General features: G+C 74.4%; 12 protein-coding genes and 1 pseudogene. 6 read left to right on the top strand and 7 right to left on the bottom strand.

Translation table 11 applies throughout. The features are described 5' to 3' along the window. Positions 1 to 27: 27 nt before the first annotated feature. Positions 28 to 588, bottom strand: a complete 561-nt coding sequence (locus ACLU3S_RS31900) for an NAD(P)H-dependent oxidoreductase (protein WP_413955455.1) — start codon at positions 586 to 588, stop codon at positions 28 to 30. A gap of 97 nt (positions 589 to 685) precedes the next feature. Between ACLU3S_RS31900 and ACLU3S_RS31895 the strand changes: the two genes are divergently transcribed. Both ACLU3S_RS31895 and ACLU3S_RS31890 read left to right on the top strand, forming a co-directional pair. Further along, positions 686 to 1366, top strand: a complete 681-nt coding sequence (locus ACLU3S_RS31895) for a TetR/AcrR family transcriptional regulator (protein ID WP_413955454.1) — start codon at positions 686 to 688, stop codon at positions 1364 to 1366. A 236-nt stretch (positions 1367 to 1602) separates the two neighbouring features. Continuing rightward, positions 1603 to 2604, top strand: coding sequence for a LacI family DNA-binding transcriptional regulator (locus tag ACLU3S_RS31890; RefSeq protein ID WP_413955453.1), 1002 nt, complete (start codon positions 1603 to 1605; stop codon positions 2602 to 2604). A gap of 30 nt (positions 2605 to 2634) precedes the next feature. Here ACLU3S_RS31890 and trxA read toward each other — a convergent pair whose 3' ends face one another. Beyond that, positions 2635 to 3009: a thioredoxin gene (gene trxA / locus ACLU3S_RS31885; protein WP_413955452.1), complete on the bottom strand. Its 375-nt coding sequence runs from the start codon at positions 3007 to 3009 to the stop codon at positions 2635 to 2637. A 140-nt stretch (positions 3010 to 3149) separates the two neighbouring features. On the opposite strand from trxA, the gene ACLU3S_RS31880 reads away from it, so the two are divergent. Beyond that, entirely contained in the window at positions 3150 to 4580 is a 1431-nt protein-coding gene (locus ACLU3S_RS31880) for a dihydrolipoyl dehydrogenase family protein (protein WP_413955451.1), read from the top strand. An 8-nt stretch (positions 4581 to 4588) separates the two neighbouring features. On the opposite strand, the gene ACLU3S_RS31875 is transcribed toward ACLU3S_RS31880, so the two are convergent. Both ACLU3S_RS31875 and ACLU3S_RS31870 read right to left on the bottom strand, forming a co-directional pair. Further along, positions 4589 to 5233, bottom strand: coding sequence for a peptide deformylase (locus tag ACLU3S_RS31875; protein WP_413955450.1), 645 nt, complete (start codon positions 5231 to 5233; stop codon positions 4589 to 4591). A gap of 316 nt (positions 5234 to 5549) precedes the next feature. Then, entirely contained in the window at positions 5550 to 5897 is a 348-nt protein-coding gene (locus ACLU3S_RS31870) for a tetratricopeptide repeat protein (protein WP_413955449.1), read from the bottom strand. A 163-nt stretch (positions 5898 to 6060) separates the two neighbouring features. On the opposite strand from ACLU3S_RS31870, the gene ACLU3S_RS31865 reads away from it, so the two are divergent. Both ACLU3S_RS31865 and ACLU3S_RS31860 read left to right on the top strand, forming a co-directional pair. Next, complete coding sequence (locus tag ACLU3S_RS31865) at positions 6061 to 6702, top strand: phosphoribosyltransferase (protein ID WP_413955456.1); 642 nt, start codon at positions 6061 to 6063, stop codon at positions 6700 to 6702. A gap of 33 nt (positions 6703 to 6735) precedes the next feature. Continuing rightward, the gene (locus ACLU3S_RS31860) at positions 6736 to 8157 is read left to right on the top strand and encodes an RtcB family protein (protein WP_413955448.1); all 1422 of its coding nucleotides are present in this window, start codon (positions 6736 to 6738) and stop codon (positions 8155 to 8157) included. Between the two features lie 10 nt (positions 8158 to 8167). Here the strand turns inward: ACLU3S_RS31860 and ACLU3S_RS31855 are convergent, their stop codons facing one another. Further along, positions 8168 to 8626 (bottom strand): archease, encoded by a 459-nt coding sequence (locus ACLU3S_RS31855; protein WP_413955447.1) that lies wholly within the window; start codon positions 8624 to 8626, stop codon positions 8168 to 8170. A 155-nt stretch (positions 8627 to 8781) separates the two neighbouring features. Further along, on the bottom strand, positions 8782 to 9573 hold the full coding sequence (locus tag ACLU3S_RS31850; protein WP_413955446.1) for an SAM-dependent methyltransferase: 792 nt from the start codon (positions 9571 to 9573) through the stop codon (positions 8782 to 8784). A gap of 973 nt (positions 9574 to 10546) precedes the next feature. Here ACLU3S_RS31850 and ACLU3S_RS31845 point away from each other — a divergent pair. Further along, positions 10547 to 11560, top strand: a complete 1014-nt coding sequence (locus ACLU3S_RS31845) for a YihY/virulence factor BrkB family protein (protein WP_413955445.1) — start codon at positions 10547 to 10549, stop codon at positions 11558 to 11560. A 197-nt stretch (positions 11561 to 11757) separates the two neighbouring features. Here the strand turns inward: ACLU3S_RS31845 and ACLU3S_RS31840 are convergent. Continuing rightward, positions 11758 to 12637 (bottom strand): annotated as a pseudogene (locus ACLU3S_RS31840) (DMT family transporter); the annotation flags it as partial. Positions 12638 to 12783 lie beyond the last annotated feature (146 nt).

Raw genomic sequence — 12783 nt, 5'->3', positions numbered from 1 at the left:
CTCCGGCCCCCGCGGGCGCGGTGCGGGTCAGGTCGCCGCGGCCTCCACGTTGCCGTGCAGGCGCGCCACGACCTCCGTCAGCTGGGCGGCGACCTCCGCGTCGTCGACCGGGTGGGTCTCGGCGAAGCGGGTCAGGGAACCGGGGATCGACAGCTTGATGTCCTCGATCACCTTGCCGCCGGCGATGCCGACGGACTTGCGGGCCTCATCCTGCGCCCACACGCCGCCGTACTGGCCGAAGGCGGTGCCGATCACGGCGACGGGCTTGCCGCCGAAGGCGCCCGCGCCGTAGGGGCGGGACAGCCAGTCGATGGCGTTCTTCAGGACGGCCGGGATGGTGCCGTTGTACTCGGGGGAGAAGAGGAGGAACGCGTCGGCGGCCTGGGCGGCGGCACGCAGCTGCGCGGCGGCGGCGGGCACGCTGCCCTCGACGTCGATGTCCTCGTTGTAGAAGGGGATCTCGGCCAGGCCCTCGTAGAGCTCGACCTCTACGCCCTCGGGGGCGAGCTTCACGGCGGCCTCGGCGAGCCGGCGGTTGGTCGAGCCGGCGCGGAGGCTGCCGACGAGGGCGAGGATGCGAACAGACATGGGGGGCTCCAAGGGGCTGAGACTCGCAGATAATCCGGACCGTGGTCCGGTTAAGTGTGTATCACTCCAAACGGACTGCGGTCCAGTTCTGTTCCGGATGCTTTACGCTGTCGTCATGTCCCGCCCGCTGCCGCCCCTGCCGACGCCCGAGGAGCCTCCCCGCGCGCCCGAGTTGCTTCAGCTCCGCACGGCCCCCGGCGAGCCCTGCCTGCGGGCCGACGCCGCCCGCAACCGAGCCCGGCTGCTGGAGGCCGCCGCCCGCCTGATCGCGGAGCACGGGGTGGCCGGGGTCACCATGGAGGCGGTCGCCGCGGCGGCCCAGGTGGGCAAGGGCACGGTCTTCCGGCGCTTCGGCGACCGCACGGGCCTGCTGATGGCCCTGCTCGACCACTCGGACAAGCAGCTCCAGGCCGATTTCCTGGCCGGGCCCCCGCCCCTGGGCCCCGGGGCGCCGCCCCTGGAGCGGCTGCGGGCGTTCGGCGTCGCGGTGCTGTACCGCTCGGCCGAACGGCTGGATCTGCTGCTGGCCGCCCAGCCCGAGCCGACCCGCCGCTTCTCCCACCCCGCCTTCCAGGCCCTGCGCACCCACGTCGTCATGCTGTTGCGGCAGATCGTGCCGGACGCCGACTGCGACCTGCTCGCCCAGACCCTGATGGCCTCGCTGGACCCCGCCCTGATCCACCATCTGACCCGTCAGCGCGGGATGCCCATGGAGCGGCTGGAGGCGGGCTGGACCGACCTGATCGCCCGAGTGACCGGCACCGAACCGCCCGACTGACACGCGGTCGGCTCGCTCAAACTCGGCCGAGCCCCGCCCGTTCCCCGGCCGACACCGGCCGTGCGCCGGGCGGGCGGCACGCCGGTGAGCATGTCGACCGGACCCTGCGGTGCCGTCCTCGCGGAACGCCGACGTGTTCGTGCAGCGGTGTGCCGCGACCCCGTTCTGGTCGAACGATGAACCACCATCACCCGCCCGCTCCCGGCCGCCGGCGCTCTGCCAAGATACGCAGTGTCATGGTGCAGATACCGAACACGCCCACCAGTGCCGATGTGGCCCGCCTCGCGGGCGTCTCGCGCGCGACCGTGTCCTACGTCCTCAACAACACCAGCGCCGTACGGATCAGCGAACCCACGCGCCGGCGCGTTCACGAGGCCGCGCGCGAACTGGGGTACGTGCCCCACGCCGCCGCCCGCAGCCTGCGCGCCGGGCACAGCCGCATGGTCCTCATGCCCGCCCCGGCGATCCCCGTCGGCCCCCTGTACAGCACCTTCCTCAACGATCTCCAGTGGGCGCTCGGCCGGCTCGACTACACGGTCGTGCAGTACGGCTCCGTCGGCCTCCAGGGCGACGAAGCCGCCCGTGCCTGGGCGGAGTTGCGGCCCGTCGCCGTCCTGGTGCCCGGCGCGCACCTCGGCCCGCGGGGGGTCGCGGTCCTCAGGCGCTCGGGCGCCCGGGCCGTGGTCACCCTCGGGCCCGCACGCGTCGACGGGGCGCACGCCCTGCTGATGGACCACGAGGCCGTCGGGCGCTGCGCCGCCGCCCATCTGTACGAGCGGGGCAGGCGCCGGATCGGGGTCGTCGTGCCCGAGGAGCCCGGCCTGGAGGCGTACTCCCGTCCCCGGCTCGCCGGCGCCTGCGCGGCCCTGCAGGGCACCGGCGCGTCCGTCATCGCGGTGGCGCTCGCGTACACCGAGCAGGCCGCCGCCGAACTGGCCGCACAGTGGCGGCAGTCGGGGCTGGACGCGGTGTTCGCCTACAACGACGAGTACGCCATGCTGCTGATGCGGGCCCTGCAGGACGAGGGCCTGCGCATCCCCGAGGACGTGGCCGTGATCGGAGCCGACGACCTGATGCTCGGCCGGCTGCTGCGGCCCCGGCTCAGCACGGTCCACGTCGAGCTGCCCTCGGGCCGCGACCTCGCCGAGCTGGTCGACCGCGCGGTGCGCGACCCGGGGGGCGAGCCGGAGGTGCGCCAGGTACTGGGCGCCTCGGTGGTGCGGCGCGACTCCACCTGACCGCGGCCCGCGCAGTCCCGCGTGCCGGGACTACTGGGCGTTGCCCTCCTGGTCGGCGATGCTCTTGCGGACCTCGTCCATGTCCAGGCCGCGGGCCTGCCCGATCACGTCGGCCAGGGCGGCCTCGGGCAGCGCGCCCGGCTGCGCGAACACGGCGACCCGGTCGCGGACGATCATCAGCGTCGGGATCGACTGGATGCCGAAGGCCTGGGCCAGCTCCGGCTGTGCCTCGGTGTCGACCTTGCCGAACACGAGGTCCGGGTTCTCCTGCGCCGCCCTCTCGTACACCGGCTCGAACTGCTTGCACGGCCCGCACCAGGACGCCCAGAAGTCGATGAGAACGAAGTCGTTCTCGGTGACCGTCTGGTCGAAGTTGTCCTTGGTCAGCTCCACGGTGGTGGTCATGGCGTGATCCCTCTTCCTGGTGTGGGGGTATCCCGACGGCTCAAACACGACCGCCTGGCCGCCTATTCCACACGGGTACGGCCGCGTCCCGCGCGCGTACCCATGTGGCCGCCGCGCACACCACCCATCAGACTGACCCCATGACGGAATCGGAATCCATCGCGTACGACGTCGTGGTGCTCGGAGCCGGGCCCGTGGGGGAGAACGTCGCCGACCGCACCCGTGCGGCCGGCCTCACCACCGCGATCGTGGAGAACGAACGGGTCGGGGGCGAGTGCTCGTACTGGGCGTGCATGCCCAGCAAGGCCCTGCTCCGGCCGGTCATCGCCCAGGCGGACGCCCGCCGCCTGCCCGGCCTGAGCGGCTCGGTCGGGGGCCCGCTCGACGCCCCGGCCGTCCTCGCCCGCAGGGACGAGTACGCGGCCCACTGGAAGGACGACGGCCAGGTCGCCTGGGTGGAGGGCATCGGCGCCGTCCTCTACCGCGGCCACGGCCGCCTCGCCGGCCCCCGCACGGTGACGGTCACCGGCCCCGACGGCACCCTCACGACCCTCACCGCCCGGCACGCCGTCGCCGTCTGCACCGGCACCCGCGCCCAGCTCCCCGACCTGCCCGGCCTCGCCGAGGTCAAGCCCTGGACCAGCCGCGAGGCCACCAGCGCGCAGGCCGCACCGGGCCGGCTGATCGTGGTCGGCGGCGGTGTCGTCGCCACCGAGATGGCCACCGCCTGGCATGCCCTCGGCTCGCAGGTCACCCTGCTGGTGCGCGGCAAGGGCCTGCTGAACCGCATGGAGCCGTTCGCCGGGGAACTGGTCGCCGAGTCGCTCATCGCGGCCGGCGTCGACGTCCGCACCGGCACCTCGGTGGAGTCCGTCACCCGCGAGAACGGTACCGTCGTGGCCGTCACCAGCAGCGGCGACCGCATCGAGGCCGACGAGATCCTCTTCGCGACGGGCCGCGTCCCGCACACCGACGACATCGGGCTCGACACCGTCGGCCTGGCACCCGGCTCCTGGCTGGACGTCGACGACACCCTCCGCGTCACCGGCACCGACTGGCTGTACGCCGTCGGCGACGTGAACCACCGCGCCCTCCTCACCCACCAGGGCAAGTACCAGGCCCGCATCGCCGGTGCCGCCATCGCCGCGCGCGCGGCCGGCGAACCGCTCCTGGACGCCCCGTGGGGCGCGCACGTGGCGAGCGCCGACCACGAGGCCGTACCCCAGGTCGTCTTCACCGACCCCGAGGCCGCCGCGGTGGGCCTGTCCCTGGCGGAGGCGGAACAGGCGGGCCACCGGGTCCGCGCCGTCGACGTGGAGTTCTCCACCGTCTCCGGGGCGGGCCTGTACGGCGAGGGCTACAAGGGCCGCGCCCGCATGGTGGTGGACCTGGAGGACGAGATCCTGCGGGGCGTCACCTTCGTGGGCCCCGGCATCGGCGAGCTCATCCACTCGGCCACCGTCGCCGTCGCGGGCCACGTGCCGGTCAGCCGCCTGTGGCACGCGGTCCCGTCGTACCCGACCCTGAGCGAGGTGTGGCTGCGGCTGCTGGAGGCCTACCGGGACAAGTGAGCGCTTCCTCAGGGCAGTCGGAAGCCGAGGGCCTCGGCCGCCGCCCGCGGTGTCGGCTGGGCCCACAGCGCCGCCACCGCCTCGTTGGTCGACAGGGAGCGCAGTTCCGCGCGGTCCAGGTACAGGGTGCCGTCGAGGTGGTCCGTCTCGTGCTGGACGATGCGAGCGGGCCAGCCGGTGAGCACCTCGTCGACCGGGCGGCCCCGCTCGTCCTCCGCGCGCAGCCGCACCTCGGCGTGCCGGGAGACCACCGCCTGCCAGCCCGGCACGCTCAGGCAGCCCTCGAAGAACGCGGCCCGGGCCGTGCCGACCGGCTGGTACGAGGGGTTGACCAGGACCCGGAACGGCTGCGGCACCCGGCCCCGGGCCGCCGCGACCTCCTCGGGCACCGGCGCCGGGTCCTCCATCACCGCGATCCGCAGCTCCACGCCGACCTGCGGCGCGGCGAGGCCCACCCCGGGAGCGGCGTGCATGGTCGCGCGCAGCGCCTCGACGAAGCGGGCCAGCAGGGCCGGGCCCAGCTGGCCGTCGTACGGCTCGGTGCCGGACCGCAGCACCGGCCGCCCGGCGGCGACGATGGGCAGGGGACCGCCGGCGGCGAGGAGTTCCTCGACCCGCTCGGCGAGCGGCGCGTGATCACGGGTAGGTGCCATCGCGTCAGGATGCCATCTCCGTACGGGCGCTGGGCGAAGTCCCGGACGTGAAGGACGGCGGTACGCAAGACTGGACGCGCGGGGGAGGCCGGCACCCGCTGCCCCCGGTTCTCGCTGCGCGCGGCGACGCGCCCCGATCCCCGGGACAGCGATGGTCCTCGACGACACCTGGCCGGACTTCGCCCGGCTGGTGGAAAAGCACGACGGGGTGTGGGGCGGCTGCTGGTGCATGGGGTTCCACGGACCGCTGCCGGAAGACGGCGAGGGCCCGGTCCCGCGTCGGGAACCGGGCCCCGGGAATGCCGCGGACGGCGGCTCACAGCTCCGGGAAGTCGCCCGCGAGCGCCGAGGCGATCCGCAGGTGCTGCGCCGCTTCCTCGTGCCGGGCCTGCCGCTCCAGCGTGCGCCCCAGCATCAGCCGGGCGTAGTGCTCCACCGGGTCGCGATCGACGATGGTGCGCAACTCGGCCTCCGCGCGGTGCAGTTGGGCCGAGTGGTAGTAGGCGCGGGCCAGCAGCAGGCGGGGTCCGGTCTGCTCCGGCACCTCCTCGACCAGCGCGGCGAGCACCCGCGCGGCGCCCGCGTAGTCCTTGGCGTCGAAGAAGAGCTGCGCGCGCTCCCACCGCTCGGCGGCCGTCCCCCGGTCGTAGTACGTGGTCTCCACTCCTGACCTCCTTCTGCGCAGCACAACGGAACGCAGTCGTTGCATATTCCACTATTGCGCCGGTGCGGTCGCCCCGGTGTCGCGATGACGTGGCCGGGGTACCCGGCGGGACGCCGAGGAGCGTCGTGCGCGGCCGGCGGTGCGGAAGGAGTCCCGGGCCATGATGCGCTTTCATGATCGCGTCCATGCCGGCCGAGAGTTGGCCGAGCGGCTGCGCATCCGGCAGGAGGCGGGCACGCTGACCCACCCGGTCGTGCTCGCGCTGCCCCGCGGCGGGGTGACGGTGGCCCGCGAGGTGGCCGAGGCACTGGACGCCCCGCTCGACGTGCTGGTCGTCCGCAAGATCGGCGCGCCGTCCCAGGAGGAGCTGAGTGTCGGGGCGCTCGCGGGCGACGACCCCCCGCTGTTCGACGAGCAGACCCTGGAGCAGCTCGGGCTGCGCCCCTCGGCCCTGGACGACGTGGTGGAGCGGGAGCGGGCCGAGCTGCGCCGCCGGGAGGAGCGCTACCGGCAGGGCCGCCCGGAGCCCGAGCTGCGCGACCGCACCGTGATCCTGGTGGACGACGGGCTGGCCACCGGGGCGACCGCGCGCGCCGCGCTGCGCTGGCTGCGCGCCAGATCGCCGGAGCGCGTGGTGGTGGCGGTGCCGGTGTGCTCGCCGCAGGCCGCCGATGTGCTGCGCGGCGAGGCCGACGAGGTGCTGTGCCTGCAGCGGCCCGCCGACTTCCTGGCCGTGGCGGAGTGGTACGAGGACTTCGAGCAGCTGACGGACGACGACGTGCTCGCCGCGCTGCAGGGGCAGTGACGCCGGACGCGCCGTCCCGGGGCGGAGGCCGCGATGGAGCTGACGGAGCTGATCGAGGAACGTCCCTTCCGCTACCGCATCGAGCCGCACGGCGGCATGCGGGTGCCCGGGATCGTGTTCGCGTCCCGGGAACTGCTCGCGGACGCCGAGCACTCCCTGGAGCAGGTCGTGCACGTGGCCGCGCTGCCCGGGATCGTCGCCGCCTCCTACGCCATGCCGGACATCCACTGGGGATACGGCTTCCCCATCGGCGGAGTCGCCGCGACGGACGTGGACGCCGGCGGGGTGGTCTCGCCGGGCGGCGTCGGCTTCGACATCTCCTGCGGGGTGCGACTGCTGGCCGCGGACTGCGACGGCGCCGCGCTCCGGCCCGTGCTGACCGCGGTGATGGACGGCCTGGACCGGGCGATTCCGCGGGGCGCCGGACCCGGCGGCGTGTGGCGGCCGGACGGCCGCGGCGAGCTGGAGCGGCTGCTGGCCGAGGGCTCCCGCTTCGCCGTGGAGCGGGGCCACGGGGAGCAGCGCGACCTGCTGCGGTGCGAGGACGGCGGCGCGGTCGCCGACGCCGACGTGACACAGGTCGGGCAGCGCGCCCGGGAGCGGGGCCTCGCCCAGGTGGGCAGCCTTGGCTCCGCCAACCACTTCCTGGAGGTCCAGCAGGTCGCCGAGGTGTACGACGCCCCCGCCGCGGACGCCTTCGGGATCGGCCCGGGCCAGGTGTGCGTGATGATCCACTGCGGGTCGCGCGGGCTCGGGCACCAGATCTGCACCGACCACGTGCGGCTGATGGACCGGGCCATGGCCCGCTACCGCATCTCGGTGCCCGACCGGCAGCTGGCCTGCACACCGGTGGACTCGCCCGAGGGGCGGGCCTACCTCGGGGCGATGGCGGCGGCCGCCAACTACGGCCGGGCGAACCGGCAGTTGCTCTCGGACGCGGCGCGCGGCGTCTTCCGGCGGGCGGCGGGCACCACGCTGACGCTGGTGTACGACGTCTCCCACAACCTCGCCAAGATCGAGAGCCACATGGTGGACGGCGAGCGGTGCCGGTTGTGCGTGCACCGCAAGGGAGCCACCCGCGCCTTCCCGCCCGGGCACCCCGAGCTGCCCGGGGACATCAGCGCGTTCGGGCAGCCGGTGCTGATCCCGGGCACGCTCGGGACGGCGTCGTACGTGCTGGCCGGCGTGCCCGGCGGCGATGCGTTCCACTCCACCTGCCACGGCGCCGGCCGCACCATGAGCCGGCACCAGGCCGCGCGCACCGTCACCGGCAGCGAACTGCGGGCCCGGCTGCGCCGTGCCGGCATCGCCGCGCGCCCCAAGTCCTGGCGCGGCCTGACCGAGGAGACACCGGAGGCGTACAAGGACGTCGACGCCGTCGTCGCCGCGAGCGAGGGGGCCGGGCTGTGCCGGAAGGTCGCCCGGCTGGTGCCGCTCGGCGTGGTCAAGGGCTGACGCGGGCCCGTCACACGTCCACGATCACCGTGCAGGACCAGCCGTAGGGGTCCGGGCCGATGTGCAGCTCCTGCCAGGAGACGCCCTTGGGCACGGCACCCGTGACGGCGACGTCCGCCAGCTCGGCGAGGGACAGCCGTGCCTCCACTCCGCCGTCCCCGGTGGGCTCCACCTCCACGTCGACCGGGACCAGACCCGCCACCTCGAGACGGAACACGACCTCGTCCAGCAGCGCGACCAGCAGGTCCTCGTCGCCGGCGGGGGCGAGGCGGGCCCGCTGGACGGTGGTGGGCCGCGCGCCCGACACGTCGGCGAAGGCCTCCACCATGGCGCGCACGGCCTCGGCGAGGCACTGCTCACGCGTGGGGCCCCAGGCGTGCAGGCGCGTGTCGGCCGTGTGCGGCATGGCGCAGTGGCCGTTCTCGCCCTCGCGCCGCGCTCTCAGCTCGTCGCCGATGTCACCGACCATGGCCGCGACTCCTTCCCCGGCGAGGGCGCCGGACGGGTCGTCCCCCTCAGTATCCGTCACGGCGGCGCCGGCGCGCGGGGCGGCTCATGCCCCGCTGCCGGCCGGGCCGCCCGCGGCGGTGCCGGCCGACCCGGTGCGGGCTGCCCGCGCCGTCCTCACGGCACGCGGGCCACGCCGGCGTAGATACCGCTGCCCTCGGGCGTGGCCGGCGCGGGCGCGGACTTGACCCACTCCGGAGCCGTCACCACCCCGGGCTCCACGAGGTCCAGGCCGTCGAAGAAGCGGACGACCTCGGGGCGGGTCCGGAACCCGAGACGGATGCCGCCCTTGGCGTACTCGGCGGTGACCTGCGCCGCCAGCTCCTCGTAGAGGTCGGACGCGGCGTGCGAGAGGACGAGGTAACTGCCCGAGGGCAGCGGGGCGAGCAGGGTGCGCACGATGTCGTACGGGTTCTGGTCCTCGGGTATGAAGTGCATGAGCGCGATCAGCGACAGCGCGATGGGCCGCTCGAAGTCCAGGATCCGCCGGGCGTGTTCGAGTATCTCCTCGGGCCGGCGCACATCGGCCTGGATGTAATCGGTGGCCCCCTGCGGGCTGCTGACCAGCAGGGCCTCGGCGTGGGCCAGCACGATCGGGTCGTTGTCCGCGTAGACGACCTTCGCGGTCGGCACCACCTCCTGCACGATCTGGTGCAGGTTGGGCTCGGTGGGAATGCCCGTGCCGACGTCCAGGAACTGGTCGACGCCCTGCGCGGCGAGCCAGGCGGCCGCCCGGTGCATGAACTGCCGGTTCTGCCGCGCCGCGGCGTGCGCCTCCGGCGGCAGCTTCTCACCCACCGCCTCGTCGACGGGATAGTTGTCCTTCCCGCCCAGCAGCCAGTCGTAGACCCTCGCGGGATGGGGCTTGCTCGTGTCGATCTCCGGGCGGCGATCGGTACCGGACGTCATGGCGGACTCCCTGGGCGCGTTGACCTAGAGCAGAAACGATCAACGCAGTTTCGCACATCAACTCGTCGGCGGGACATGGTGGTTCGGTCACTGATGCATTCCACCGCGCCGCTCGCCGAGCGCAGCGGCTCCCCTCCCCGGCGCGGGCGCGGCCCACCGGGGCACGGCGGCCCGGTCCCGCACCGGCCGCGACCGCGCGGCGCCTGCCGCACCGGCCGTCCGGCTCGCGTCTGTACTGTCCGTGCGGCTCGCGTCCGTACCGTCCGCTCGGTCCGCGTCCGTACCGTCCGCTCGGTCCGCGTCCGTACCGTCCGTCCGACCCGCGTACGTACCGTCCGGCCCCGCGCCCGTACCGTCCGGCCCCGTGTCCGCGCCGTCCGTCCGGCCGCGTCCGTACCGGCGCCGTTCCGCGCAGTCCCGCCGGCCGGGCGGCGTCGTGCCGGGAACCGGGAACGTCGCACTCCCTGGCCGGCCGATGCCGACGCACCGGAGGCCCGCGCACGGCGCGCTGCCGGCCGTGCCGGCGACCGGTGGCAGCGCCCTGGCCTCCGCGCTGTGCCGCGGTGGCGGGCGGGGTCGGGCCGAAGGCCGTCCCCCCCGCCTCCACCCGGGTGAAGAACCCGCTCGGCCGTTTCGGGACGGGGCGCGGGGAGACCCTGACACCGTGGCCAGTGCGCGCAGCCGTCACGGGGAGCGCCGGCGACAACCGAGGGCACGAGGACACGGCCGCCCGGAGGCCGACATGCGGGGCGAGGCTCGATGGGGAAGCGCAGGAGAAGGAAGCGGGAGGAGCACGCGGTCGCTCCGGAGCCGGCGTGCCGGACGAGCCCGCACGAGCCGGGGATCGGGCGCGCCGTTGCCCGGCACGACGAGCACGGTGGGTGGCGGACGGCGCCATGAGGACGGACCCACCGTGCCGGCGCCGCCCGGCGCCACCGCACTCCTGCGCGCCGGTGCGGCGCGGGGGCGAGCCATGAGCCTCCTCGAGCGCGCCGACGGCTTCCAGAGACGGCACCGCTGGGTGGGCCTGCCGCTCGCCGTCCTGTACAAGTTCTACGACGATCAAGCCCTGTACCTCGCGGCCCTCCTCACCTACTACGGCTTTCTCTCGCTCTTCCCCCTGCTGCTCATCCTGGTCGCCGTGCTGAGCACCTTCCTCAGCGACAACCCCGCGCTGCGACAGCGGGTCATGGACTCGGCGCTGGGCGAGTTCCCGGTCATCGGCGACCAGCTCGGGGAGAACATCCACTCCTTCCACGGCAGCGGGGCGGCGCTGGCCGCGGGCATCGTGGGCAGCCTCTACGGCTCCCTCGGCGTCGCCCAGGCCGCGCAGTACGCCCTCAACAAGATCTGGGCGGTTCCCCGCCACGCACGCCCGGACCCGTTCCGCTCGCGGCTGAAGGGACTGCTGTTCCTGCTGATCCTCGCCCTCGGGCTGTGTGCGTTCACTCTGGTGTCGGTGGCCGCCTCGCAGGCCTACTTGTTCGGCTCGCGGCTGACGGGCGGCATCTGGCTCGCCGCCACAGCGGGCTCTGTGGGCCTGAACACCCTCCTGCTCCTGCTGAGTTACCGGCTGCTGACGCACCGGCCACTGCCGCTGCGCCGGCTGGCGGGGGCCGCGCTGGGCGGGGCCTGCGCGTGGCAGGTGCTGCAGTGGGTGGGCTCCTACTACGTCAGCCACGTCCTGCGCGGGGCCACGGCCACCTACGGCATGTTCGGCATCGTCCTGGGCCTCTTCGCGTGGCTCTACGTCGGGGCCCTGATCTTCGTCACGGCAGCCGAGGTGGGGGCCGTACGGGTCATGCGCCTGTGGCCCCGCAGCCTGCTGACGCCGTTCACGGACCGGGTGCAGCTGACCCCGGCGGACCGCCGTGCCTACCGGTCGTACGCCGCCACCGAGGCCTTCAAGGGATTCCAGAAGATCCGGGTGCGCTTCGAGCCGCCGCCGAAGCCCCGCAACGAGGAACCTCCCGACGACACGGCCTGAGGGCGAGTCGGCGTGCCGCCGGCTCGTCACTCCTGCGGATGCCGGTGCCGGCCCTCGGGACCGGCGCCGTCCGGGTCCGTGCCGTCCAGTTGTGCCTTCAGGTCCGTGCCGTTCGGGGCCGTGTCGTCCAGGTCCGCGTCGTTCAGGTCGGCGTCGTTCAGGTCCGCGTCGTTCAGGTCGGCTCCCGCCGGGCCCGCGCCGTCCGGGTCCGCCTCGTGCGGAACCGTGTCCCACGCGCCGCTGACCGACGGAGCGCCCGCCAGCCCGATGCTGCCCGCGCCGATGAGCAGAATGCCGATGATCTCGGGTGCGATGCGTGCGCCCAGCCCGATCCGCTCCCCGAACAGCGCCCAGCCCAGCGCCACACTGGTGATGGCGTCACCCAGGGTGAGGGCGGGCTGGGACGCCGTCAGCGATCCGGCGCGGAGCGCGGCCTGCAGCAACGCGAAGCTGATCAGCCCCGCGACGGCCGTCGCCCACAGCGACCAGTGCGCGAACACGGCCGTCAGCCCCTGCCCGAACCTCCTTCATCAGCGCCGCGGTCACCGCGAACGACATCGCGGACGCGAGACCGAGGAGCGCGGCACGCGGTCCGCCCCGCGTCGGACGGGAGGCCAGCACCAGGGACACCACGACGGCCAGCACCACACCTCCGGCCACCAGCCAGGAGGTTCCGGGGGCGGTGGCCCGGCCGGAGGACGGCGAGGCCGCGGCCAGGAAGAGCGCCAGCCCGGCGCCGAGGGAGCTGAAGGCGGCCCAGGTGCGACGGTCGGGACGGCGGTGGAAGACGACGCTGCCCACCACCAGGGTGAACAGCAGCTCGCTGGTCATCAGCGGCTGGACGACGGACAGACTGCCGACGGCGAGCGCGGAGGCCTGGAACACGGTGGACAGGGCCAGCGCACCGGCGCCCGCGAGCCAGTGCGGCCGCTGCAGGACGCGCGCGAGCCAGCGCACGGCATGCCGCGCTCCGCTCCCGCTGTACGACTCTGCGGCGGCGGCCCGCCGCTGCAGCACCGAGGCCGAGGCATTGGTCAGCGCGGCCAGCAGGGCGAGGACGATCGTCAGCGCGCTCACGGGCCGGTCACCGGCATCTGGTGGCGGGGCTCCGGCACCGTCCCGCACGTCTCACCGGGCCCGGGCCCGTACGGCCACCGGAGGCGGCCGTACGGGCCGCCCACGGCCCGGCCGCCGGGCGACGCGTGCCGCCGTACGCCACCGGT

The sequence above is a fragment of the Streptomyces sp. AF1A genome (assembly GCF_047340315.1).
Lineage (GTDB): Bacteria > Actinomycetota > Actinomycetes > Streptomycetales > Streptomycetaceae > Streptomyces.
This window is presented reverse-complemented; position numbering and strand designations above follow the sequence as displayed.

Bases quoted from the DNA above. Each gene is read 5' to 3' on its own strand.
- ACLU3S_RS31865 (WP_413955456.1), top strand. From the start codon at position 6,061: ATGCGCTTTCATGATCGCGTCCATGCCGGCCGAGAGTTGGCCGAGCGG.
- ACLU3S_RS31880 (WP_413955451.1), top strand. From the start codon at position 3,150: ATGACGGAATCGGAATCCATCGCGTACGACGTCGTGGTGCTCGGAGCC.
- ACLU3S_RS31895 (WP_413955454.1), top strand. From the start codon at position 686: ATGCTTTACGCTGTCGTCATGTCCCGCCCGCTGCCGCCCCTGCCGACG.
- ACLU3S_RS31875 (WP_413955450.1), bottom strand. From the start codon at position 5,233: ATGGCACCTACCCGTGATCACGCGCCGCTCGCCGAGCGGGTCGAGGAA.
- ACLU3S_RS31850 (WP_413955446.1), bottom strand. From the start codon at position 9,573: ATGACGTCCGGTACCGATCGCCGCCCGGAGATCGACACGAGCAAGCCC.
- ACLU3S_RS31890 (WP_413955453.1), top strand. From the start codon at position 1,603: ATGGTGCAGATACCGAACACGCCCACCAGTGCCGATGTGGCCCGCCTC.
- trxA (WP_413955452.1), bottom strand. From the start codon at position 3,009: ATGACCACCACCGTGGAGCTGACCAAGGACAACTTCGACCAGACGGTC.
- ACLU3S_RS31845 (WP_413955445.1), top strand. From the start codon at position 10,547: ATGAGCCTCCTCGAGCGCGCCGACGGCTTCCAGAGACGGCACCGCTGG.
- ACLU3S_RS31900 (WP_413955455.1), bottom strand. From the start codon at position 588: ATGTCTGTTCGCATCCTCGCCCTCGTCGGCAGCCTCCGCGCCGGCTCG.
- ACLU3S_RS31860 (WP_413955448.1), top strand. From the start codon at position 6,736: ATGGAGCTGACGGAGCTGATCGAGGAACGTCCCTTCCGCTACCGCATC.
- ACLU3S_RS31855 (WP_413955447.1), bottom strand. From the start codon at position 8,626: ATGGTCGGTGACATCGGCGACGAGCTGAGAGCGCGGCGCGAGGGCGAG.